At 59.8% G+C, this 23,492-nt stretch carries 20 protein-coding genes and 1 tRNA gene; 10 read left to right on the top strand and 11 right to left on the bottom strand.

Annotation, left to right across the window (positions count from 1 at the left end):
- Positions 1–17: 17 nt before the first annotated feature.
- The 5 genes from pheT to infC form a co-directional block, all read right to left on the bottom strand.
- A complete protein-coding gene (gene pheT, locus AAFN47_RS19680; RefSeq protein WP_499810962.1) occupies positions 18–2,432 on the bottom strand; it encodes a phenylalanine--tRNA ligase subunit beta in 2,415 nt (804 codons plus the stop codon).
- Between the two features lie 39 nt (positions 2,433–2,471).
- Complete coding sequence (gene pheS, locus AAFN47_RS19675; RefSeq protein WP_499810961.1) at positions 2,472–3,554, bottom strand: phenylalanine--tRNA ligase subunit alpha; 1,083 nt, start codon at positions 3,552–3,554, stop codon at positions 2,472–2,474.
- A gap of 135 nt (positions 3,555–3,689) precedes the next feature.
- Entirely contained in the window at positions 3,690–4,091 is a 402-nt protein-coding gene (gene rplT / locus AAFN47_RS19670; protein WP_499810960.1) for a 50S ribosomal protein L20, read from the bottom strand.
- Between the two features lie 23 nt (positions 4,092–4,114).
- Positions 4,115–4,315, bottom strand: a complete 201-nt coding sequence (gene rpmI, locus AAFN47_RS19665) for a 50S ribosomal protein L35 (protein ID WP_220228947.1) — start codon at positions 4,313–4,315, stop codon at positions 4,115–4,117.
- 282 nt (positions 4,316–4,597) lie between these two features.
- Positions 4,598–5,134, bottom strand: coding sequence for a translation initiation factor IF-3 (infC, locus tag AAFN47_RS19660; protein ID WP_499811078.1), 537 nt, complete (start codon positions 5,132–5,134; stop codon positions 4,598–4,600).
- A gap of 215 nt (positions 5,135–5,349) precedes the next feature.
- On the opposite strand from infC, the gene AAFN47_RS19655 reads away from it, so the two are divergent.
- From AAFN47_RS19655 to AAFN47_RS19635, 5 genes are all read left to right on the top strand, one after another.
- Positions 5,350–6,138, top strand: coding sequence for an alpha/beta hydrolase (locus tag AAFN47_RS19655; RefSeq protein ID WP_499810959.1), 789 nt, complete (start codon positions 5,350–5,352; stop codon positions 6,136–6,138).
- Positions 6,139–6,272: 134 nt separating this feature from the next.
- Positions 6,273–6,899 carry a transglutaminase-like cysteine peptidase gene (locus tag AAFN47_RS19650; RefSeq protein ID WP_499810958.1) on the top strand — a complete coding sequence of 209 codons (627 nt, stop codon included), beginning with the start codon at positions 6,273–6,275 and terminating at the stop codon, positions 6,897–6,899.
- Between the two features lie 84 nt (positions 6,900–6,983).
- A complete protein-coding gene (locus AAFN47_RS19645; RefSeq protein ID WP_499810957.1) occupies positions 6,984–8,027 on the top strand; it encodes an aldo/keto reductase in 1,044 nt (347 codons plus the stop codon).
- A gap of 111 nt (positions 8,028–8,138) precedes the next feature.
- Entirely contained in the window at positions 8,139–9,302 is a 1,164-nt protein-coding gene (locus AAFN47_RS19640; RefSeq protein ID WP_499810956.1) for an efflux RND transporter periplasmic adaptor subunit, read from the top strand.
- Positions 9,303–12,428 carry an efflux RND transporter permease subunit gene (locus AAFN47_RS19635; RefSeq protein WP_499810955.1) on the top strand — a complete coding sequence of 1,042 codons (3,126 nt, stop codon included), beginning with the start codon at positions 9,303–9,305 and terminating at the stop codon, positions 12,426–12,428.
- Between the two features lie 5 nt (positions 12,429–12,433).
- On the opposite strand, the gene budA is transcribed toward AAFN47_RS19635, so the two are convergent.
- Together budA and mbfA are read right to left on the bottom strand one after the other, a co-directional pair.
- Positions 12,434–13,258, bottom strand: a complete 825-nt coding sequence (budA, locus tag AAFN47_RS19630) for an acetolactate decarboxylase (RefSeq protein WP_499810954.1) — start codon at positions 13,256–13,258, stop codon at positions 12,434–12,436.
- Positions 13,259–13,340: 82 nt separating this feature from the next.
- Positions 13,341–14,324, bottom strand: a complete 984-nt coding sequence (gene mbfA, locus AAFN47_RS19625; protein WP_499810953.1) for an iron exporter MbfA — start codon at positions 14,322–14,324, stop codon at positions 13,341–13,343.
- Positions 14,325–14,451: 127 nt separating this feature from the next.
- Here mbfA and AAFN47_RS19620 point away from each other — a divergent pair, with 127 nt between their 5' ends.
- Positions 14,452–15,306, top strand: coding sequence for a C40 family peptidase (locus AAFN47_RS19620; RefSeq protein WP_499810952.1), 855 nt, complete (start codon positions 14,452–14,454; stop codon positions 15,304–15,306).
- 70 nt (positions 15,307–15,376) lie between these two features.
- On the top strand, positions 15,377–17,197 hold the full coding sequence (lepA, locus tag AAFN47_RS19615) for a translation elongation factor 4 (RefSeq protein WP_499810951.1): 1,821 nt from the start codon (positions 15,377–15,379) through the stop codon (positions 17,195–17,197).
- 128 nt (positions 17,198–17,325) lie between these two features.
- Here the strand turns inward: lepA and AAFN47_RS19610 are convergent, their stop codons facing one another.
- The 3 genes from AAFN47_RS19610 to AAFN47_RS19600 form a co-directional block, all read right to left on the bottom strand.
- On the bottom strand, positions 17,326–17,547 hold the full coding sequence (locus AAFN47_RS19610; RefSeq protein ID WP_499810950.1) for an EF-hand domain-containing protein: 222 nt from the start codon (positions 17,545–17,547) through the stop codon (positions 17,326–17,328).
- Between the two features lie 255 nt (positions 17,548–17,802).
- On the bottom strand, positions 17,803–18,882 hold the full coding sequence (locus AAFN47_RS19605) for an HlyD family secretion protein (RefSeq protein WP_499810949.1): 1,080 nt from the start codon (positions 18,880–18,882) through the stop codon (positions 17,803–17,805).
- Complete coding sequence (locus AAFN47_RS19600; protein WP_499810948.1) at positions 18,879–21,143, bottom strand: hypothetical protein; 2,265 nt, start codon at positions 21,141–21,143, stop codon at positions 18,879–18,881. The genes AAFN47_RS19605 and AAFN47_RS19600 overlap by 4 nt, the downstream gene beginning before the upstream one ends.
- Before the next feature lie 163 nt (positions 21,144–21,306).
- On the opposite strand from AAFN47_RS19600, the gene AAFN47_RS19595 reads away from it, so the two are divergent.
- From AAFN47_RS19595 to AAFN47_RS19585, 3 genes are all read left to right on the top strand, one after another.
- Entirely contained in the window at positions 21,307–21,831 is a 525-nt protein-coding gene (locus AAFN47_RS19595) for a methylated-DNA--[protein]-cysteine S-methyltransferase (protein ID WP_499810947.1), read from the top strand.
- A 92-nt stretch (positions 21,832–21,923) separates the two neighbouring features.
- Positions 21,924–22,010, top strand: a tRNA-Leu gene (locus AAFN47_RS19590).
- 417 nt (positions 22,011–22,427) lie between these two features.
- Positions 22,428–23,300, top strand: coding sequence for a hypothetical protein (locus AAFN47_RS19585; RefSeq protein ID WP_499810946.1), 873 nt, complete (start codon positions 22,428–22,430; stop codon positions 23,298–23,300).
- On the opposite strand, the gene AAFN47_RS19580 is transcribed toward AAFN47_RS19585, so the two are convergent.
- Positions 23,297–23,492 (bottom strand): hypothetical protein (locus AAFN47_RS19580; protein WP_499810945.1); only part of this gene is annotated, 196 nt, incomplete at its 5' end. The two genes, AAFN47_RS19585 and AAFN47_RS19580, sit on opposite strands and share 4 nt — an antisense overlap.

Genomic DNA, 23,492 nt, shown 5'->3' with positions numbered 1-23,492 from the left:
GCATTCCTCCCGTTTTGTCAGCCTCGCAGCACGGCGCCCGTCTTCGACTTGACGTTATCGACGATCTTGTCGGCGATAGCGTCGATTTCCGCTTCCGTCAGTGTTCGTTCCCGCGGCTGGATCTCAACTTCGATGGCGACTGACTTGGCGCCCTCGCCGATCGACGCGCCCTCGAACACGTCGAACAGGTTCACGGCCGTGATCATCTTTCGGTCGGCCGCCTCGGCCGCCTTGAGAATCTCACCGGACGCGACGGTTTTGTCGACAACGAACGCGAAATCGCGATGCACGGTCTGGAACGCCGACAGATCGAGCGGCGGCTTGGTGCGGGTCGCCTTGCGCTTCGGTTCCGGCAGGGCGTCTACAAGAATCTCGAATCCGCAAACCGGGCCGGAAACCCCCATTGCGTCCAGCGTCTTCGGATGAAATTCACCGAAGGCGCCGAGCGTCATTTTCGGGCCGAGCTTGATAACGCCGGAACGGCCGGGGTGATACCATTCGGGCGCGCCTCTCTCGACCTGCAGGTTGCCGACCGGCGCGCCGCAGGCTTCAAGGGCCGCCATTGCGTCTGCTTTTGCGTCGAAGACATCGACGGCGGATGTTGTCTTGCGCCAGTGCCTTCCGGCGCCTTCCAAACCGGCTGAACCGGTTCGCAGGCTCGCCGCGGCCCTGTGCTGTTCGCCGGACGCATCGCCCTTGTAGATGTCGGATACTTCAAACAGGGCGATGTCGCCATGTCCCCGGTCGGCGTTGCGCCGCGCTGCGGCAAGCAGTCCGGGCAGCAAGGACGGGCGCATGTCCGACATATCCGCCGAAATCGGATTGGCGAGTTTCAGTTCGGCCTGTCCGCCGCCAAAAAGGGCGGCTTCCTGCTCCGAGATGAAGGACCAGTTGACGGCTTCCATCATGCCACGGCCGGCCAGCGCGCGTTTCACCTTTCGGGTCCGGATCTGGAGCGTCGTCAGGATGCGCGTATTCACGCTGCCGGTGCGCGGCAGGGCTTCGGCTTCGATCATGTTGATGCCGTGAATACGCATCACCTCCTCGACGAGATCGGCCTTCCCGTCGATATCGGGACGCCAGGTCGGCGCCCGGACATCGACAGTGTCGCCGTCGCCCTGGCTCTCGAAGCCAAGCTTGTCGAGGATTGATATCGATTCCGCCTGCGGAATATCGAGACCTGTCAGCCGCTTCACCTCGCAAACCGGGAACCGGATGATCTTGCGTTCGGGTTCGTTGTATCCCACGACGAGGGACTTTGACGGCGTTCCGCCGCACATTTCCAGGACAAGGCGCGTTGCAAGCTCCATACCCTCCACCATATAGGCTGGATCGACGCCGCGCTCGAAGCGATACCGCGCATCGGTAATAATGCCGAGATCACGGCCTGTGCGGGCGATGTTCATCGGATCCCACAGAGCCGATTCAATCAGCACCTCGGTCGTATTCTCATCGCAGCCGGTCACTTCGCCACCCACGATGCCGGCGATGGATTCCACGCCATCGTCGTCGGCGATCACGCAGACATCGTCATCAACCTCGTACTTGCCGCCGTCCAGAGCTTCCACTGTCTCGCCCTTGCGACCGCGTCGCACAACGAGGTCGCCCTTGACCTTCGCCTGGTCGAAAACGTGAAGCGGTCGACCCCGGTCGAAGGTGACATAGTTGGTAATGTCCACAAGCGCATTGATCGGCCGCATTCCGATGGCCTTCAACCGCTGCTGCATCCAGCGCGGGCTTGGGCCGTTTTTAACGCCGCTGACGCCGCGCAGCGCGAAGCCGAGACACAACGGGTCGGTGTCGCCGAATACAAGCGTGACGTTTACCGGACATGGACCATCGCCGCCCGCAGGCGGCGTGTCGCCGTCCTTGAGCGCGCCGAGACCAGCCGCCGCCAGATCGCGGGCAATGCCGCGCACGCCGGTGCAGTCCGGTCGGTTGGGGGTCAGGCCAATCTCCAGGACGGGATCATCGAGACCGGCGAACGCGGCGAAACTCGAGCCGATCTCGACATCGCTGTCGAGGTCGATAATGCCGTCATGCTCGTTCGACATCTGCAGCTCGCGCTCCGAGCACATCATGCCGTGGCTTTCGACGCCTCGGATCTTGCCAACCGACAGGGTCAGATCGATCCCAGGCACATAGGTTCCGGGCGGCGCGAAGGCGCCGACGAGGCCGGCCCGGGCGTTGGGAGCGCCGCACACCACCTGCACCGGCGAGCCCGAACCGGTTTCGACGGTGAGAACTTGCAGCCGGTCCGCGTCGGGGTGTTGACGGGCCTCGATTACACGGGCCACGACGAACGGGCTCAGGGCCTTGCGGTCATCGACATGTTCGACCTCGAGGCCGATCATGGTCAATGTTTCGACAATCTGGTCGAGCGTGGCGTCCGTCTCGAGATGGTCCTTGAGCCAGGAAAGAGTGAATTTCATCGGACTGTCCGTAATTCGTTCAAAAGGTCAAAGGCGAGATTAGCCGGAAAGGCCGGAAAACAGTGTCGGCATATCCAGCGGCCGGAAGCCGTAATGCGACATCCAGCGGACATCGGCGTCGAAAAAATCGCGCAGATCCGGCATGCCGTATTTGAGCATTGCGAGCCGGTCGATGCCGATCCCCCAGGCGAATCCCTGGTAGACGTCCGGATCAAGGCCGACATTGCGAAGCACGTTCGGATTGACCATGCCGCAACCGAGAATCTCCATCCAGTCGTCGCCTTGCCCGAAGCGTATTTCCGAGCCGGAGCGATCGCATTGTATGTCGAGTTCCAGGCTTGGCTCCGTGAACGGGAAGTAGGAAGGGCGGAACCGCATATTCAGCGACGGCACCTCGAAGAACTCGGCGCAGAATTCCTGCAACACCCATTTGAGATTCGCGACGTTCGACGCCGTGTCGATCACAAGACCCTCGAGCTGATGGAACATTGGCGAGTGCGTGGCGTCGCTGTCGCAGCGGTACGTCTTGCCCGGAATGACGATGCGGATCGGCGGCGTCTGCTTCTCCATCGTGTGGATCTGGACCGGAGACGTATGGGTGCGCAGCACCTTTCTCTCGCCGTTTTCGTCGGGATTGAAGAAGAACGTGTCATGCATCTCGCGCGCCGGATGGCCTTCGGGAAAATTCAGCGCCGTGAAATTGTAGTAGTCGGTTTCGATGTCCGGACCTTCGGCGATCGAGAAGCCCATATCGGCGAAGATCGCCGTGACTTCGTCCACCACCTGCGAGATCGGATGGATACGGCCGGCTTCGAGCGGCGACTGGCGCACCGGAAGCGTTATATCGACGGTTTCCTTTGCAATCCGGTCTTCGATCGCTCTTTCGTGCAATTCCTGCTTGCGAGCGCCGATGGCGTCAGCGATGCGGACTTTCATTCCGTTGATCGCCGGGCCCATCACCTTGCGCTCGTCCGCCGACATGCCGCCGAGCGTCTTCAGTTTCTCCGAGACTGTGCCTTTCTTGCCGAGTGCGCCGACGCGGACCGTTTCGATCGCCTGCTCGCTGTCGGCCGCGGCGATGTCGGCGAGGATGGTCCGTTCGAGTTCTTCCAGGTCACTCATTGTCGTGTATCCGTTGAACTTGTCTGTCTGTGGCCGGATCAATAATCCGGAATTGCGAAAACAAAATAAAAACCCGCGCCAGCCCTGCCAGCGCGGGTTTCCCTGATGTCAAAGATGCTTCGGGAAAACGCTGGCTTAGCCGACAGCGCTTTCAAAAGCGTTCGGAGTGGTGTCCTTGAGATATGCCAGCGCCGATTTGGAGCTGGCGACCAGCGCGCCGAAGGCTTCCGGCTGGTTGATGGCCATGTCGGAAAGAACCTTGCGGTCGACTTCGATGCCCGCCTTGTTCAGACCGTCGATGAAACGCCCATAGGTCAGTCCATGCTCGCGCACGGCTGCGTTGATACGCTGAATCCAAAGCGCACGGAAATTGCGCTTGCGGACCTTGCGGTCGCGATAGGCGTATTGTTTTGAACGGTCGACAGCGGCCTTGGCTGTGCGGATGGTGTTCTTGCGGCGGCCGTAGAACCCCTTGGCCTGGGCGAGAACCTTCTTGTGTTTGGCGTGGGACGTTGTGCCCCTTTTAACGCGTGCCATGATGTGATCTCCTGGTTCCGGGCTTAGAGGCTGTTCGGCATGAACTTCTTGACGATGCGGGCGTCCGGTTCTGAAAGAACCATCGTGCCGCGCGCGTCGCGGATGAACTTGTTGGACCTCTTGATCATGCCGTGGCGCTTGCCGGCGGCCGCGGATTTGACCTTGCCCGATGCGGTGATCTTGAATCGCTTCTTGCAGGAAGACTTCGTCTTCATCTTGGGCATTTTGCTTCTCCGTTCTTTTCGGGCCAGCCGATCGGCGTCGCCCTGTTGTTTTGGTGTCCCGTGTCGCCCGCGCGGCCATGCGCTTTCGGGCTGGTCGCAAACCGAACCGATTCCTCGCGGAAAGGTGGATGTCTGCGCCTGTAGGGTGTTTTGCATTCAGAACCGACACGGCATGCCCTGCCGGCCGGTTCGGACGCGGCCTTATAACGACAGAAATCCGCCCGCGCAAGCCTCCGCGGGCCATTTGCCGTTATTGGCCTTCCGATGCAGATAGCAGGGCGGTTAGCGGGGAGCCAGCACCATCATCATCTGGCGGCCTTCCAGTTTCGGTTCGGCTTCCACTTTCGCAATATCGATCGTATCGTCCTTCACCTTCTGGAGAAGCTGCATGCCAAGCTGCTGGTGGGCCATTTCGCGGCCCCTGAAACGCAAGGTGACCTTCACCTTGTCGCCGCTTTCGAAAAAGCGGTTCATAGCCTTCATCTTCACGTCGTAATCGTGCGTGTCGATGTTCGGGCGCATCTTGATTTCCTTGACCTCGACCGTCTTCTGCTTTTTGCGGGCCTCGGCGGCCTTCTTCTGGTTCTGATACTTCAGTTTACCGAGATCGAGGATCTTGCACACCGGTGGAGTGGCGTTCGGCGAGATTTCGACGAGGTCAAGCCCGGATTCCGTTGCGGCGGAACGCGCTTCCTCGATATCAACTTCGCCTCTGTTGTTTCCTTCTGGATCAATGAGTTGTACCCGGGGAGCCCGGATATCATCGTTGGCACGCGGACCCGTATTGGTTGTCGGCGGTGCTCTGAATGGTCTGCGAATGGTCGTAGTCTCCCATACTGTTGCGTTTTTTGGTTCGGCAGGGTGTCGAATTTTCCCACCCGCCTCCCGCGAGTTGCGGCACTTTCAACATCACCTGAATTAAGTCAATAGCACGGTCGCGACAAAAAATCACCAACCCTTCGCGGTTCAGTGTTTACGACGCGGCGATGAACCTGCACCAATGGCCGGCGATCAGCTTTTGAGAGGACGGCGCAATGACACAATTACAAATGGCGACGGTCGGACAGGATGACAAGGCGCGGCGCATTGCAGTGCGTTATCGCGCCCCCGCCAACGAGGCGGCAAATGCTCCGGGCCTCGTCTGGCTTGGCGGTTATCGGTCTGACATGATGGGAACCAAGTCCGAGGAGCTTGATCGTTTCGCCGAAGAGCATGGCATGTCCTGTTTGCGCTTTGATTACTCCGGCCATGGCGAATCCGGCGGCGCCTTCATCGACGGCACGATATCGCGCTGGCTGGAGGAGAGCCTCGCCGTCTTTGACGCGTTTACGGGTGGGCCGCAGCTGCTTGTCGGCTCCTCGATGGGTGGCTGGATTGCGATACGGATGCTTCAGGAGCTGCGCAAAACCGGCCAGGCGGAGCGTGTGAGCGGCCTTCTGCTCCTGGCGCCGGCGCCCGATTTCACCAACGACCTGCACGAACCGCTGCTGACAGACGCACAGAAGCAGGCGCTCGAAACACAGGGATATTTCGAGGAGCCAACGCCCTACGGGCCGGAGCCGAACGTTTATACCCGGGCGCTTTTCGAGGACGGCGCGCGCAATTCGGTGCTCACGGGCATTATAGAGACAGGATGTCCGGTCCATATCATTCAGGGGATGATGGATCCCGACGTTCCCTATGAACACGCGCTCAGGCTGGTCGACCATCTGCCGAGTGAAGATGTGGTGCTGACGCTGGTTCGCGACGGAGATCACCGTCTGTCCCGGTCTCAGGACATTGCCCGCCTGCTCAAAACTGTTGCGGCGATGACACGCAGATGACGTAAAACTTCCCGCTGTTAACTTTTCCGGTAACCATAACCGGAACTTTCCAATGCTTAAGATTGACTTAATAGCCGCGTCTCCCTTTAACTGTTCATTAACGATGTTCGCGGGGGTACGGGGACCGGTCGTTTATGGGACGCTTTTTCTTGCATGCAATGGTTGTCGGCCTGGCTGTTATGGCAAACGTGACGCCAACGGCGCTAGCGGCGCAACTCGCCAATCCGCACGGATATTCATCGATGCTGGAAGGCGGGATGACTTCTCAGCCCATTGGCCACTACGAATTCTGCCGTCTTCACCGCGACGAGTGCGCCCGCACACAAGCGGAAAAGCCGCCGTCCCGGGTCACCACCTATGGCTGGTCCGTCGTTCGGGAAGTCAACACGGCCGTCAACTATTCCGTCATGCCGATGACAGATGAGGAAATACACGGTCGGGAGGAAGTCTGGTCCTATCCGGGAGCCTTTGGCGATTGCGAGGATTATGTCCTGCAAAAGCGCGCAATGTTGATGAAGCGCGGCTTTCCGTCCTCGGATCTTCTGATCACGGTGGTTCGCAAGCGCAACGGCGAAGGCCACGCAGTGCTGACGCTGAGAACGGCCGAAGGCGACTACGTGCTCGACAATCTCGATGACGAGGTGCGTCTGTGGATCGACACGCCCTACACCTACCTCAAGCGCCAGGCCAGCTTCCATGCGGGCCGCTGGGTCAGCATTGAGAATGGCGACGAACTGATGGTGGGATCGATTCCCAACTGATTTCTGCTAAGATCGGCGAATAACCATCAGTCTGAAGAGGCGCCGCCGTGTGGCGGTCTGCTTCCATTTCTATCGGAGACAGGGATGAACTATCAAAAGCTGGGTCGCAGCGACCTGAGCGTGAGCGAAATTTGCCTCGGGTCGATGACATGGGGATCGCAGAACAGCGAAGCCGAAGGTCATGAACAGCTTGATTTCGCTGTCGATCAGGGAATCAACTTCATCGACACCGCCGAAATGTATCCGACGACGCCGCGTCTGGCCGAAACCACCGGCCGCACCGAAGAGATCATCGGCACATGGCTCAAGGGCCGGCCGGACCGGGACCGTCTGGTCGTCGCCACGAAGGTGACCGGCGAAGGCAATCGCGATGTCCGCAACGGACGCCGCGTCGACGGAGCGACCGTCAGGGAAGCGCTCGAAGACAGTCTGACGCGCCTGCAGACGGATTACATCGATCTCTACCAGCTTCACTGGCCCAATCGCGGATCCTATCATTTCCGCAAGCACTGGACTTACGATCCGCGTACGCTGAACGCCGGCGACATGGATCAGGAAGTCGCCGATATTCTTGGCGAGGTCGCGCGGCTCAAGGAAGAGGGCAAGCTGCGCGCCTTCGGCCTGTCCAACGAGAGCGCCTGGGGCGTAATGAAGTTCATCGAAGCGAGCAATCGCCATGGCCTGCCGCGCATCGCGTCCATCCAGAATGAATATAATCTGCTAACGCGTCTGTTCGATCTCGATCTTGCCGAAGTCAGCGCGCTTGAGGATGTGACGCTGCTTGCCTGGTCGCCGCTGGCGGCCGGATGTCTGTCCGGCAAATACGCCGATGGATCAACACCGGCCGGATCGCGCATGACGATTCAGGAAAACCTGAACGGGCGCTATCATGAAGTTTCGAAAGCGGCGATTGCGCGTTATCTCGACGTCGCCGCCCGCCACGGGCTTGATCCTGCACAGATGGCGATCGCCTTTTGCCTTTCCCGCCCCTTTCCGACGGTTCCGATTATTGGCGCGACGTCCATGCACCAGCTGAAGATCGACATTACCGCCTCGGATATGACTCTTTCCGACGCGGTCCTTGACGAGATTCAGTCAATATATCGTGATCAACCCCGACCGATCTGACGCCGCATAGGCCTTAATTTCGCTTTTCTGCTGGTCGAAGCGCGCATTTGCTCTATCATGAGGGGCAAGGCGGCCGGCCGACCGGAAACCGGTCCCCAATTCGGAGAAAAGATGAGCTGGTTCAAGCAGTCCCTGCTTCTGATTTGCCTGTTGCTTGTTGCGCTAGTCGCCTGGGCGAGACTGGATGCATCGGCCGCCGGCAAACTGACAAACTTCGGTGTGCCGCAATCGATCGTCGCCCTGATTTCCGGCGACGGAGACGGGCAGGTCGCAAAAACGGATAGCGGCGCGCAGCGCCGCGGCGCCGGTCAACCCAGCCCGGTCATCACTTCGATGGTTGGAAACGCGGCCATCAATGACAGAATCAGCGCGATCGGAGATGGCGAAGCAGTCCGGTCGGTGAAAGTGGTGCCGCGCTCCGAAGGCATCCTTGAAGCGGTTCTGGTTCTTCCGGGCGACAAGGTCGAGGCGGGCGACCTGCTGGCCGAACTGGATTCCGACACCGAGTCTATTGCAAGAGATCAGGCGAAGCTGGCGTTCGAAGTCGCTGACGAAAAGGTCAAGCGCTACGAACAGCTCGTGACCGCCCGCGCTGCAAGCCAGGTTCAGCTGATTGACGCACGGATCGAGCGCGACAACGCCGAACTTGATCTGCGCGAGGCCGAACTGGCGCTGAGACGGCGCTCGGTCATTGCGCCGATCGATGGAATCGTCGGTTTCATTGAGGCGGAAACCGGGGACTATGTCACCCAACAGACCGAGATAGTCACCATTGACGACCGGTCATCAATTTTTCTCGATTTCTGGGTTCCGGAGCGATTCAGCCTGCAGATACGACAGAACCAGCCGGTCGAAGTCACCGCGATTGCCCTGCCCGGCGTTCGCATTGAGGGTAAGGTCAGCACGGTCGGCAGCCGCGTCGACAGAGCGAGCCGCACCATCCAGGTTCGCGCCATTCTTGACAACGAGGATGATCGCATGCGCCCCGGCATGTCGTTTCGGGTCGTTCTGAAATTCCCGGGCGAGACATTCCCGGCGGTCGATCCGCTGGCCGTCCAATGGAGTTCGTCGGGTCCCTATGTCTGGAAGGTGAAGAACGGCAAGTCCGACCGCGTTCCGGTATCGATCCTGCAGCGCAACGCCGACTACGTGCTGGTGTCCGGCGACGTTGCGGAAGGCGACGAGGTCGTGACGGAGGGTCTGCAGAGCCTGCGACCGGGTTCCGACCTGGAAATTACCCGAAACACCGGCTCGCCCGTTTTCAGAGGCTCGTAGGTGGATAAGAGCGAAAACGAAAAGAAAACAGACAGCGGCGGTTTCACCGCGCTGTTCGTGCGACGGCCGGTGCTTGCCTCCGTCATCAATCTGCTCATTCTCGTTGGCGGCATTGCCGCGCTCTTCGGCGTCGAAATCCGCGAATTGCCGGAGGTCGACAGTCCGGTGGTCACCGTAAGAACAGACTATACGGGTGCTGCGCCCGAAACCATCGACAGGGAAATCACCGCGCGCATCGAAGGCGCCGCCGGACGCGTGCCCGGCGTGCGCTCGATCTCGTCCACATCCTCGCTTGGCCGCAGCCGGGTGACCGTGGAGTTCAACGAATCTGTCGACATCAATGTCGCCGCCAATGATCTGAAAGACGCGATCAGCCGCATTTCGAGAGATCTGCCGGACGATATCGACGAAGTGCGCGTCATCAAGGCGGACGACAACGCCCAGGCGGTGATGCGGATCGCCGTGACGTCGGACGCGCTGACCGTCCAGGACATGACGATACTGGTCGAGGACGACGTGCTTGACCGTTTGACGGCCATTCCGGGCGTCGCCGACGTTTATGTCTATGGCGATCGCGACAAGATCTTCCGCATTGATGTCGATCCGAACCGGCTCGCAAGCCGCGGCCTGACGGTCGGCGACTTGGCGTCCGCCCTCAATTCGGCAGCCTTTGACGCGCCGGCCGGTTCGCTCACAAGCTCCAGCCAGGACATCGTGGTGCGCGCTTCTGCCGCGATCGACTCGACCGAGGAATTCGATGCGACGATGTTGTCCGACAAGACCAAGCTGTCGGATGTGGCGGTCATTTCCTACGGTCCAGATCCCGGCGATTCGACCCTGCGCGCCAATGGCAGGGCGGGCATTGGGCTTGGCGTGGTGCGTCAAGCCGGATCGAACACGCTTGAAATATCCGCGGCCGTGCGGGCCGCCGTCGACGAGATCAGGGACGTCCTCCCGCCGGACGTCGATATCCGCGTCACCAGCGACGACGCGACTTTCATCAGCGCCTCGATCGAGGAAGTGGTCAAGTCGCTGCTTCTGGCAATCCTTATCGTCATTGCGGTCATCTATCTCTTCCTACTCAATGTGCGGGCGACGATCATCCCGGCGATTACGTTGCCTGTAGCGCTGATCGGCGCGGTCGCCGGCATCTGGCTCGCCGGACTATCAATCAATATCCTGACCCTTCTCGCCCTTGTGCTGGCGACCGGAATGGTTGTCGACGACGCGATCGTCGTGCTCGAGAACATCGTCACCCAGCGCAATCGCGGCCTTGGTCCCAGAGCCGCGGCGGTAGTGGGCGCCCGTCAGGTGTTTTTCGCTGTCATCACCACGACTGCGACACTGGCGGCCGTCTTCGTGCCGATATCGTTTCTGCCAGGCAAGACCGGCGGCCTCTTTCGCGAATTCGGCTTCGTGCTGACGATCGCCGTGCTGATATCGTCAATCGTTGCGCTGTCGCTGTGTCCAATGCTTGCCTCAAGACTGCTCAAGGCCGTGGATCCGCGCGACGCCGAAAAGCGGAAGACGCCCGGCCCGATCGCCCGCTTCGGCGCATTCTGCGCGAATATTTATGCAAAGATGCTCGGCGCCTGCCTGCGAATGCCGATTGTCGTCATCGGCGTCGCCGTGCTGCTCGCCGCTATCGCCTATCCGGTTTTCACGGGTCTGAGGCAGGAGCTGACGCCGCCTGAAGACCGGTCGATCGTGATCCTGTCGATTACCGCGCCGCAAGGCGTCAGCCTTGATTACACCTCGTCGCGCCTCAAGCAGATCGAAGCCCTCGTCAAACCGCTGCAGGATAGCGGCGAAGCGCTCAATGTGTTCTCACTGGCGGGCCGCGGCGGCAAGGCGAACAATGCCTTCCTGGTCATGACCCTCGCCCCCTGGGATGAGCGCAAACGCAGCCAGCAGGAGATCGCCGACGAAGTCAACGGTCTGCTAGGGCAGGTGCCCGGTTTGCGCGCCTTCACCATTCAGCCCAACAGTCTCGGCATACGCGGCGCCGGATCCGGATTGCAGTTCGCCATCGCCGGCGACGACTACGACCAACTGGCCACAACGGCGGAAACCGTCATTCGCGACATGGAAGACGATCCGCGCTTCAGTCGCGTCCGGCTCTCCTATGAGACCAACCAGCAGCAATTGCTGATCTCGGTGGATCGCGAGCGCGCCGCCATGCTCGACATCGACATTGACGGGCTTGCGCCCGTAATCCAGGCGATGCTCGACGGCCGCAGCATCGGAACGGTTTTCGTCAAGGACCGCGCCGTCGAAATAAAAGTGATTTCGACCGGCAATCCGATCAACGATCCGACGGATCTGGAAAACATCTTCCTCAAGACCGGGGACGGCCGCACTGTGCCAATGTCGGCGATTTCGAGTCTCGAGGAAATGGCCGTGGCGCCAGAGCTCGGCCGCGAGCAGAAGATGCGTTCGGTGTCGATCACGGCCAGCCTCGATCCGGATTTTTCGCTCGGTGACGCGCTGACCGCAGCCGAAAGCATAACCGCGCCGCATCTGGCCGCTGGCATGCGCATCATACCGCTGGCTGAAGCCGCAACGCTCAACGAGACGTCAGGCAATATCGGGCGGACATTCCTGTTCGCGATTGTCGTCGTCCTGCTGGTGCTTGCGGCCCAGTTCGAAAGCTTCATAAGCGCGCTGATCATTATGTTCACGGTGCCGCTCGGGCTTGCCTGCGCGGTGTTCGCCATGTGGTTCACAGGCACCAGCCTCAATGTCTACAGCCAGATCGGGCTCGTATTGCTGGTCGGGATCATGGCCAAGAACGGTATTCTGATCGTCGAATTCGCCAACCAGCTTCGCGACGAGGGCCGGTCGGTGCGCGACGCGATCGAGGAAGCTGCAATCCGCAGGCTGCGACCTGTGATGATGACCATGATTTCCACCGTGCTTGGCGGTTTGCCTCTGGTGCTGGCCGTCGGCGCCGGCGCCGAAGCGCGCGTGTCGCTGGGCTGGGTGATCGTCGGCGGTCTGGGCCTCGCCACGGCCGCCACGCTGTTCCTGACGCCTGTCGCCTATCTCGTTTTCGCCAGATTCACCAAGACCAAGGCGCACGAAACCGAACGCCTCAACCGCGAACTGGAAAGCGCGGGAGTTTGAAACTTCTAATGTTCGGCCTTATCGAGCGCTTCGGTCGGATCGCCGGTCAGCTGCGCTTTCAGGAACGCGGTGGTTTCGGGAATGGCGATGCGGAAATCGTTCAGCGCCTCGATCTGGCAGTCGAGCCCGCCCGCCGCGCAATCGAGCAGGTGGCCGCCTTTCGACCGGTCGTCGGATATGAAATGGATGTGCCAGCCCTCGATATTGACCGTCTTGGCGTAGGCTGGCGTCCAGAAGCCGATCAGCGCGCCTGACACGCCCTCATAGGCGAACACGCTCTGATGCTCCGCTGCAACCGACAATGACTGGCCAACAGGCGTTTTCGAGACGGAGCGCGTTTGAATCCTCGAAAACCTTCCATCGAGCCTGACAGCGAAAAAGTGGTTGTCGGAGTCGCGCAAGGCGTCGAGTTGCTCTTCGAGCCCAGCCATCGTTTCGAAGCGTGCGAGCCGCGCTGACTGCCGGGGCGCGAAATGCGTGACCACGGCGAAAGGGGTCATTGTCTCATCCGCTGCTTCGTTCACGGATCCATCACCGGCGACGCGGAAATAGCGTCCGTCCAGCGCGACCATTTCGCCGTCGAAACCAGTGAAAGTGCCGATCCCGAAGTCGCCCTGCTCCTTCAGGGCGGCGATCGACACCGCGTCGCCCGACACGCCCTCGATCAGCGCGCCGGAGGTCGAGACCTGAAACAGCGTGCCGTGGTCGAGCTGAAGCGCGTCGGCGAGCGCGCGCGCGATCGCATGGTCGGGTGTTTCTCCGCTTTGCGCGCAGTGCTTTTCAAGCGCGTCGAGGATCGATTGCGGAATGTCGACGACAAGCTGTGGCATGGGCGTGGCCTTTTCGCTTACTTGCGGCGCCACCGTTGCACAGGAATGGTTAGACGACAATTGTCGCGCGTTTCTTGCGCCATTATGCCGTGCCGATCGCCAGACCCGCCGCGAAGACCAGCGCGCCGCCAAGCACAACCTGGAAGATCGCGCGCGACCAGGGCGTCTCCATGAACCGGTGCTGGATCCAGCTGATCGCCCACAATTCGCAGACTACCAGCACGATAGCGATCGCAGTCGCCGTATGGAAATGCGGGATCAGATAAGGCAGCGCATGGCCGAGGCCGCCCAGTGTTGTCATGATTCCGGTCGCAAAACCCCGCTTGATCGGCGCGCCGCGTCCCGAAATGACGCCGTCGTCGGAAGCGACTTCCGTAAAACCCATGGAGATGCCGGCGCCCACCGATGCGGCGAGGCCGACGAGGAAGGTCTGCCAGGTGTCGCCGGTGGCGAACGCCGCCGCGAAGATCGGCGCCAGCGTCGACACTGAGCCGTCCATCAATCCGGCGAGACCGGGCTGGATGTAGGTCAGGATCATCTGCCGGCGTTCGTGCTGGGATTCCTTCTCGCGCACATCTTCCGGCGCGTGTTCAGCGACCAACCGCTCGGCCTGCGTTCCGTGCTTCTCCTCTTCCTGGGCCAGATCGCCCAGCAGTTTGCGGGTCGCCGCGTCCTGCGTGCGCTTCGCCGCTTCCCGGTAGAACCGGGCGGCCTGGGCTTCCATCCGCTCCGCCTCGCTGCGGATGGCGTCGATGGACAGCGTCTTGGCCAGCCAGAGCGGCCGGCGCTCGTAATAACCGCGCACATGGTCGCGGCGGATGAGCAAGATGCGCTCGCCGAAACGCTTGCGATAGAGATCGATCAGGCGCCGGCGGTGTCCGTCTTCTTCCGCCGCCATCTCCTCGAAGATTGCAGCGGAACCAGGATAGTTCTCGCGCAGGAAATCCGCATAGGCGAGGTAGATGCGCCCGTCATCCTCTTCTGACGAGATGGCGAGCGCCAGGATCTCCTGTTCGCTCAAGCTTGAAAAGTCGCGGCGAAGAGCGCCGGTCAGCTTGCTCAGCATGGCAATAATTCCTATTTTAGAATCGTTCTAAAATAGGAATTATGAGGTCCGCGTCAAGCGCCTGCGACATGCCGCGCCAGAAGCAACTGACTTGAAATAATGGCGCAGGCGTCATTTAGTGTGCGCCATGACCGGGAGTTCCGCCGCCATTGCCAAGGACACATTGCTGGATCGTCTCGGCCGGATGGTCGCGGCGCGGCTGCAGAGCGAGACATCGGGCTATCAGCCCTATACACCGTCCGATCCCGAGACGCTGGAGCGGACGCTGATTCCAGGCGATGTGCTGCTGATTGAAGGCAATCAGAAGATTTCAGCCGCGATCAAGTATCTGACCCAGTCGACGTGGTCCCATTCGGCGATCTTCGTCGGAGATGAACTGCCGGCGCCCATGAACGGCGGAGACCGGCCGCAGCTCATCGAGGTCAATCTCGGCGAAGGCTGTGTTGCCGTGCCGTTGGCCAAATACGCGACCTACAATACCCGGATCTGCCGGCCCGTAGGGCTGACGGGCGACGACCGGCGCGCGGTCTTGTCTTTCATGATTTCGAAACTTGGCCTCAAATACGATACCCGCAACATTATCGACATGCTGCGCTATTTTCTGCCGACGCCGCCGGTTCCGGTGCGCTGGCGCCGCCGCATGCTGTCACTCGGCTCCGGGGATCCGACGCGGGCGATCTGTTCCTCTCTGATCGCGCAGGCGTTCCAGTCGATCCAGTATCCCATTCTGCCGGAGATTACCCGCGTCAAGGGGCAGGCATCGGCCGCCTCCGCCTATTCGCAGCAGGAAATCCTGCATATCCGGCATCATTCGCTCTACGCCCCGCGCGATTTCGACCTGTCGCCCTATTTCAAGATCGTGAAACCGACGCTGCAACATGGTTTCGATTACAAGAACCTGCATTGGGAGCCGAATGACAGCAATGGCGAGACCAGCTTGATCCCCGATGTAGGGGACGCGGCGATTACCGACGATCACTAGCGTCCTTGCCGAGCGTCGCCGGATTAAAATGGCTTTTCAGCCGCACGGGAAATGACTATAGGGCAGTTCCATGACTGCACCGAACCGCACTCCGCTTTCCCATATCCGCAATTTTTCGATCGTGGCGCATATCGACCACGGCAAATCGACCGTTGCCGACCGGCTGATCCAGATGACGGGCGGCGTGGCCGAGCGTGAAATGTCTGACCAGTTGCTCGACAGCATGGACATCGAGCGCGAGCGCGGCATCACCATCAAGGCGCAGACCGTGCGCCTGCACTATCGCGCGCGCGATGGCGAAGACTATGTGCTGAACCTCATGGACACGCCGGGCCATGTCGACTTCGCCTACGAGGTGTCGCGCTGCCTGTCGGCCTGCGAGGGTTCGCTGCTGGTGGTCGACGCCAGTCAGGGCGTCGAGGCCCAGACGCTCGCCAATGTCTATCAGGCGATCGACAACGACCACGAGATCGTCACCGTGCTCAACAAGATCGACCTGCCGGCCGCCGATCCCGAGCGCGTCAAGGCGCAGATCGAAGAGGTGATCGGGCTCGACGCGTCCGACGCGGTCGAGATTTCCGCCAAGACCGGCCAGGGCATGTCCGAGGTGCTGGAAGCGATCGTCAATCGGCTTCCGCCGCCGAAGGAAGGCGATTCCGACGCCCCGCTGAAGGCGCTGCTGGTTGATAGCTGGTATGACGCCTATCTCGGCGTCATCGTGCTGGTGCGGGTTATCGATGGCGAGCTAAAGAAGGGCCAGACCATCCGCATGATGGGCACGGGCGCCCGCTATCCTGTTGACCGGGTCGGCGTCATGACGCCGAAAATGGCCGCGGTCGAGGCGCTTGGCCCCGGCGAGATCGGATTCATCACCGCGTCCATCAAGGAGGTGGCAGACACCCGCGTCGGCGACACCATCACCGAGGACAAGCGGCCGACCGCAAAGATGCTGCCGGGCTTCAAGCCGGCGCAGCCGGTGGTCTTTTGCGGCCTTTTCCCGGTCGACGCCGCCGATTTCGAGGACTTGCGGTCCGCCATGGGCAAACTCAGGCTCAATGACGCCAGCTTCTCATTCGAGATGGAGTCTTCCGCGGCGCTGGGCTTCGGCTTCCGTTGCGGCTTCCTCGGCCTGCTGCATCTGGAGATCATCCAGGAGCGGCTGGAGCGCGAATTCGATCTGGATCTGATCGCGACGGCCCCTTCGGTCGTCTATGAACTCGTCATGACAGACGGATCGAAACGCGAATTGCACAATCCCGCCGACATGCCTGACGTCGTCAAGATTGCGGAAATTCACGAGCCGTGGATCCGCGCGACGATTCTGACGCCGGACGAGCATCTGGGCGCGATCCTCAAACTCTGTCAGGATCGTCGCGGCATCCAGGTGGAGATGACCTATGTCGGCAGCCGGGCGATGCTCACCTACGACCTGCCGCTCAACGAAGTCGTTTTCGATTTCTACGATCGGCTGAAGTCGATTTCGCGCGGATACGCCTCCTTCGACTACCAGATCACCGACTATCGGCCGGGCAATCTCGTCAAGATGTCGATCCTGGTGAATGGCGAGCCGGTGGACGCGCTGTCCATGCTGGTGCATCGCAGCGCCGCGGAAAAGCGCGGTCGCGACATGTGCGAGCGGCTCAAGGAACTGATCCCGCGCCACATGTTCAAGATCCCGGTGCAGGCGGCGATCGGCGGCACAGTGATCGCCCGCGAGACGATCGCGGCCCTGCGCAAGGACGTTACGGCGAAATGCTATGGCGGCGACGCCACCCGCAAGCGCAAGCTGCTGGAGAAGCAGAAAGCCGGCAAAAAGCGCATGCGCCAGTTTGGCAAGGTGGAGATTCCGCAGGAAGCGTTCATCGCCGCGCTGAAGATGAAAGACAATTAGCCGGAGCGCCGCCGCCGACGGCCATATTAGAAATCCCCGCCACGGGGAAGCATGGCGGGGATGCTCGAAGCGCGGCCGCGCACGCGTCAGCGGTGCGCCCTGAGAGGTGTGCGCGGCTATGTATCAGCCTATTGGGCGAGCGCTTCGAACTCGGTTGAAGTCAGAATTCCGTCGCCATTGAGATCGGCGGCGGCGATCATCTCGACAGATGCTTCCGGCATGGCGGCCTGCGCTTCCATGAGCGTCACCTGACCGTCGCCATTGGCGTCGGCTGCCGAATATTCGACCGCTCCGGCGACAGCCGCCATGGAGAGGATGGATACGCCGGTTGCGAGAAGAAGCTTTTTCATCGTTTTGACTCCTTTGTCAGATTGCTGCGCCTCCCTTCCGGAGAGCGCCAGCCTGCCCGGCCATTCGCCGGACGAGGGTGAAGATGGCGTCCGTTTGTGGTCGCACAGGGGTTGAAAAAGGGAGTTTCAGGGATGATTTCCTGACAAAACTGTGGGCTACCGTGATTAATATAACGTGTTGAAAAGATAGGTTATTTATAAACCGTGAGCTCGCTCGCAAGACGCTTTCAGGCGGAGACGCCGAAGCACCGATATCTAATAGATATAGTCGATATTGGCGCCGACCCACAGCCAGAACAGGCCAAGGCCGTTCATGATCGCGTTGTCGCCGGTCAGAACCATGGTGCGCGCCGTGGCTCCGACGCGTAGTGGCAGGTCGCTGCTCGTCACAGGCCTAATCCGTACCTGAAAGCGTTGTGATTCGGTGATCCAGTCCGACGGATTTTCAATTTCCGGCAATTCGCCGCTCGCCAGCCCCTGTCCCTCGTAAACACCGAAGCCGATCGAGGCGACTTCGCCGTCGACGATTATTCCCGGATACATGAAGTAGCTGAGTTTGACCTTCTGTCCCGGCTTGATGACCGACAGGGCGTTCTCCGGATAGTTCGCGACAATCCACCATTGCGCCGTATCGATGAGTGTCATGACCTCGTCGCCGGCGTCGACATATTTGCCGACTTGCAGCTGCATGTTGTCGATGACGCCGTCAATCGAGGCGTAGACCGTGGTCTGGTCAAGATCGTATTGCGCTGTCTCGAGCTGCGCCCTGACCTGGGCGACCTGACTGTGTTCGCCGTCGATCATCGAATTCAGCAGCGTCTGGAGGTTCAGCACGTTGGCCTTTGCCTCGGCCAGCAGGGCAGTGTCGGATTTCAGCGTGTCGGTTGCTTCGTCAAGCTTCTGCACGGTGACGAAGCTGTCCTGCGTGAGCGTGGAGACCCTGTCGTGGGTGACCTGCGCCAGTTGGACGTCGGCCTGGCGCTGTTCGACGACCGCCTTTTCGGACTGAAGCTGAGCCTGAAGCGCCCGGATATTGGTTTGGGCGTCCGCGAGTGACGCCTTGAGCCGGTCGACCTCGTATTGATAGGGTTTCGGGTCGAGCCGGAACAGAGCGTCACCGGCCTTGACCTCGCTGCCTTGCTTCGCCAGCACCTCCACGACCTGGCCTTCGACCCGGGGCGCGACCTGAACCACATACGTCTGGACATAGGCGTCGGTCGTGAACGGCGTAATACGATCGGTTGCGATATAGTAGACGATCACAAAGATGATCAGCAGCATCAATCCGATCATCCAGGTCCGTATGGACGTTGCCCAGTTGCTGATTCGGCTCATCGGTCTGCGGCCTCGTAGAGTTGCGCCAGTTCGGCGGTTCGAAGGGGACGCCTTGCAGCCGCAAGATCCATCGCGTCGGCGAAACGGTCGAGGTAGTACAACATCATGCCGACCGAATTCAAACCGTACTCGATATCCTGCTGCCGGCGGACGTCGGTGTCGGCGGCGACCGCGCCAAGCGCCGTCCGCAACTGCTGTCGGACGGCGTGGATCGGTTGCTCCATTGTCCGAGCGTTCATGCTCCTGCATTTGTCGAGATCATCCGCCAATGTCTCCAGGACGGCCGAAAGCGGCTTCCGGGCTGCGACGATGGGCGCAACGATGGTGCGCCGCCGTTCGAGGTCGTCAATGGCGGAGAGCGCTTCATGCAGACACCAGATCTGTTGATAGATCTGTCCCGACCAACGTGTGAGGGAATGATAGTCGTAGGCCGGCCGGAGCCGTGGGGAAATCAGGTAGCTGATGTCGTAGAGCAGACCGAAATCGGCCTGAATCTGGAGCTTGAGCGCCATCACTTGCCCGGTCAGCCCGGCTTCTTTGCCGGCGTCCCGTTCCGCGGCTTCGGTGTCGCACAGGCGCTCCAGGACAGCGCTTATGTCCCGCAGATTGCGAACCAGGTTCGTCCGCAACAGGGTGGCCGGATGGATCGGCCAGATGAAGTGGTAGATCGCCAGGGCAATCACAAAACCGACGACGGCGCCGACAATTCGGGCATCGGCGGAAATCACGTTGTTCACCGGATAGGCGGCCATGCCGAGAATTGTCGCCATCGCCGCGGCGATCTGTATGCCCACATAGGACACCCGGTCCGGGCCGGTGCCGAAATAGCCGGCCAGAAACAGACCCGGCAGGAACCAGACGAGATACACCCCGAAATGCGGCAGCACAGACAGAACCGTCAGGCCGGCCATGGCCCAGAGCGAACCGGCCAGAACACCCGGAAACCAGAGGCGGACGCGCAGATGCGCGCGTCCGAGATTGGGCTGCACCAGCACAATGAGAATGATGATCACCAAATAGGAACTTGCCGGCAGGTCCGTCATCATGATGACCAGCAGGCCGACAAGGACCCCGATGACAATCTTGATCGCCGACTGCAGGCTGTCGATCATCAATGGCGCCGCCGGGTCGGCTTCCGGATTTGGATCGGATACCGGGGGGCTCCGGCTGTCGGGATTGTCGAAATCGGCAATATCCTGTCCGAGCGCCTCGGCAGCGACGACAAAGCCGGAAAGCCGGGCGGCGATGCGCTGTGACGACAGGTTTCTTGCAGCATCCGCGGCATGTCTTTGTTCCTCGCGCCTGATCGTTACAATGGCGTCCGTCGTATCGTCGGCGGGCGCATCCTCGATCCGGTTGGACAATGCCGACATGATATCAGCCGCAGCGGCGCGGGCTTGCGGGCTCAGCCCCGGTTCGGGAAGATCCTCGAAGGTGCGCTGCATAAAGCGAATATTCGTATAAATCGCCGACAGAACACGAAGCCTGGCGACCAGAAATTCCCGGTCGTGCGAGGCGGTCCTGAGCATGCCCGCAGCGCGATCGACTGTCTGCATCAGATCGCTGAAGAACTTCAGGCTGACCGGGCTCGGGATGAATGCGGTGGACAAGCCCCTTGCAACAGGCGGAATTGTTTGGCGCAGCAGCGTGGCGCATTCGCTGCGAGCCGCCTGGACCAGCCTGTCGAGGTCGCTGGCCTTCGGCGATGGCCACAAGCCGATCAGGACGATCCAGAAGACCACAATACCGACGGGCATTTCCTTGACCCAGACATAGGCGGCCTCGACGCCGTCCGCGGCGCCGCTGATCTCGGCGAAGACGGCGCTCAGGAGACAAAGTTGCGCGGCGATCGGGAAGGGAAGGTACAGCCAGCGGCCGCGAATGCCCTGCGCGGCCCAGTAGGCCAGACCCAGTATCGCAATCAGGCTGAAGATCAGGAACAGTAGCGGCGCCTGGGCCCAGAAATAGCTGTTCAGCAAAACGACGGCGGCGCCAAACAATACACCGGCGAGCAGCGCCAGGCTGGCGACCAGTGATTCGTCCCGCAGGAACAGGACGAGCATGATTCCGGGAACCAGTGTCGCGATGCCGGTCGACATGCCGGTCAACGCCGCCGCAATGAGAACAGCGGCGGAAAATACGGTGAATCGTAACGACTGGATGATCCTCAATCGCTGCAGTTGCGCAGGAAGATCAGTCATCGGCGCAGGCCCCGCCTTGCGCCGGAACGGCGGCGTGGCTTCGATGAGGGGCACGGGCATGGCCAATTTGCGGGTTTCATGTTTTCCAACAATGTTTGCAATTGGAAGTTTAGCCAGATATCCGGCATAACCTCAATGCCTGTGTCGAACGACCGCGGGGCGCGCAGCCGATCAGCGGCGCGACAGATTGACAGAATTGTCGCTTGGATAGAGAATCGCCGGCATGGACAGCCACAGGACAACCACCGGTCCGGAACCGGCCGCATCGCTGCCCGATGTGGAAAATTGCGCCCATGTAGAAACGCCGGTCGGCACGATTGCGGTGGTCGAGCGCGACGGCAGGATCGTGAGGCTGCTCTGGCACTCGGAAGCGCAGCGCAAGCGACCACAAGGTCAATCGGAGGTTCTCGACGAGGCCGTTCGTCAGCTTTCAGCCTATTTCGATAGCGATCTGAAGCAGTTCGATCTGCCTTTGGCGCCGAAGGGCGGAGACTTCGAGCATGCGGTGCAGCGAGCCATGCAGGCGATCCCTTACGGCGAAACCCGCACCTATGGCGACATCGCAAGGGATCTCGGCACCTACGGTCAGCCGGTCGGCCAAGCCTGCGGCGCCAATCCGATCCCTATCATCATTCCCTGCCACAGGGTTCTCTCGGCAAATGGCCTCGGCGGATTTTCCGGCGAAGGCGGCGTGGAAATGAAGATCAGTTTGCTCAAACACGAGGGCGGATATCCCTTTTTGCTTTAAGCGTCGCTTATTTAAAACGAATTGCTTCAACAGCCGGATTTGTCATTGACAGAAAACTGTCACGGTCTTACATGACGCCCTCGTGTTGAAATGCCCAGATGGCGGAATTGGTAGACGCGCCAGCTTCAGGTGCTGGTGACCGCACGGTCGTGGAGGTTCGAGTCCTCTTCTGGGCACCATTCACCCCTCCAAATGCCCAGAAAATAAGAATATTTGAGCTACGCCTTTGTACTAACTGGCACTCTTTTGTACCAGTGCTTGTACCGACTTGTGGCGCTGGGTTATCTGCAGGAGCACCCGGTATAGGTCATACGGGCCGCGCCTAGGGACCCATGGGGGTTACTCGTTAGGTAACGGCTATAATTGGGGCTTCGGATTTTTGTGGTAAAAAGTCTTCATTCTCCGGCAGCTACCTCAAAATGGGTTAGAGGAATCAAGGAGTTATGGGACTTCTTGAACTGGTAGATAGGGCGACAAACGAGTCAAGCATAACAGAGAAAAGGTGCTTTTCCTGTGGAGGTACTCCCAGTACTGGCCGAGGCGAACATGTGATCCCCCTTTGGCTTCAACATGATCAAAGTTTGGCGGACAAAAGCTTGAATCTTCTGAACCGCACATCGATACCCTATCGAAAGATTACCGTTCCTTGCTGCAATGTGTGCAATACGGGTTATCTGTCACAGATCGAGCGTTCCGTAAGAAAGGTACTTCAAAAGGGGTTTTTAGACACATCTGAGAATCTGTTATTGATGGCGCAGTGGCTATCGAAGATCCTTATTGGAATTCTAATCAAAGAGACCGGGCTGCTTTTGGACCGAAGTGACCCCGAAAAGGGTCCGATAGTTCCACCTGCCTACATTGAGGAACTCAGGCATTGTCATTACGTAATGCAAAGTGCCCGAAAGCCGATGTTCTTCAATTGTCTTCACTGGGATTTTCCATTCTCACTTTTTACCTATCAGATCCTTGATGACGGAAGGTCAGGTTCTTTTGATCTCATGACGAACATTCCTGGCCAGTCTATCGCGATGAGGATCGGTCAGCTTGGTATCGTATTCGTAAACGACGGTGGTTTGCAGATGGAAATCGGCCCGAGGGGCCCGTTTTCACTTTCCGGTACTTCAATCTCTGGTTTTCAGTTTAGTGAGATTGCCGCTAGAGTACATTACAAAGCCTCACTCCGTGATGCCACGCACATCTACCTTACCGGAGAAAATGAGCAATCTGTTGATATCGTACAGCTTCAGGTATCGTCCTATTCTGGATACCTTCCGGATGGCCAGCGTCTTCAAATCTTCAGAGATTGGAATGAAGTTGAACTGAGTCACATGTTGTCGGGTTACATGCATCTCGATCGTTCATTAATTTTTGATGATGAAACTGGCACCTGCAAAACAACGCTAGTAGACCAAAATGGGCGTCCACTACGTGACCCTAATGTGTCAGGTTCACCAATTGTCGAAAATTAGGTTTCAGATCGCGTTTGATACCAGGTCATCGCGCATTTCCCGGCACTGACCAAAGAGATGCTGTCGACCGGGGTAGTGTCAAATATCTTTCGCACTTTTGGATTTGGCTGGTGATCTGAACCTCTCAAGCGGTCAATCTTTGTTTTTCCAATAGTGTCGTGTCCAGATAGCGTCTGGTCGACCATTTGGTCC

It is taken from the genome of Hoeflea sp. CAU 1731, assembly GCF_039888615.1.
In the GTDB taxonomy this organism is placed as follows: domain Bacteria; phylum Pseudomonadota; class Alphaproteobacteria; order Rhizobiales; family Rhizobiaceae; genus Flavimaribacter.
Note: the sequence above shows the minus strand (reverse complement) of the source record. Positions and strands in the feature narration are given on the sequence as shown.